Here is a 735-nt window from a genome sequence, read left to right as displayed (position 1 = left end):
TGGGGCGGTTTTTTAATTTAGCTAATCTTTATTCTTAAAAAATATATTGTTATATCTTTTCACAAAAGTTTGCATAACGCACAGAAACAGACTCATTGGCCTAAAAATAGATACATCTATCAGTGTTAATTTTAAACTTACATAACGTTCTTTTGGAGATAAGTATGTTTAAAGCTATGTTTTTCTTCGGTGCTGGTGCTGTTTTCGGTTACTGCTGTAAACAAAAGGAGGATAAAGCGAAAGAGGAAAATTCATCAAAAAGCTAAAAGTACATTGATAAAGAACTTGCTGTTGAGTCGGTTTTTTATAAGGAGGTGTCTATGCTCCACAATCTTAGACAAATTTTCTGTATTCATATCTGGGAATATGACTTTGATATTGCTCATGCTGAAATCAAAGAATGCAGGAAATGTGGAAAAATTCATAAAATGAAAGGTTTCCAAAAAATTACTTAAGATTGAAAAAGAGTATCTTTTAGCTTTAAGTAAATATTAAAAATTAAATAGGCTTAATAAATTAAATATATTGAGCCTATTTAATATAAATTAAAAATCCGAGCAATTTAGTCAGTATTAAATACCTACCAATTCAATCGGAATTAAAAATCAAACTAAATCACATTTTAAAACATTAAATAGTTATACTAGTCAAAACTTATCATTTAAAATTAAAAATCCAGAAACAATTTAATAAAAATTAAAAACTTATTTTTATGATTTTGAACTTATACTTATA

1 protein-coding gene is annotated in these 735 nt (G+C 26.3%); it reads left to right on the top strand.

The genetic code is table 11. The annotated features are described in order from the left end of the window. Positions 1-320 precede the first annotated feature (320 nt). Positions 321-455 (top strand): hypothetical protein, encoded by a 135-nt coding sequence (locus AWW73_RS19275; RefSeq protein ID WP_016145257.1) that lies wholly within the window; start codon positions 321-323, stop codon positions 453-455. Positions 456-735 lie beyond the last annotated feature (280 nt).

This window comes from Acinetobacter lactucae, assembly GCF_001605885.1.
Lineage (GTDB): Bacteria > Pseudomonadota > Gammaproteobacteria > Pseudomonadales > Moraxellaceae > Acinetobacter > Acinetobacter lactucae.
The sequence above is the reverse complement of the archived record's forward strand: the minus strand, read 5'-3'. Positions and strand labels throughout refer to the sequence as shown.

Bases quoted from the DNA above. Each gene is read 5' to 3' on its own strand.
- AWW73_RS19275 (WP_016145257.1), top strand. From the start codon at position 321: ATGCTCCACAATCTTAGACAAATTTTCTGTATTCATATCTGGGAATAT.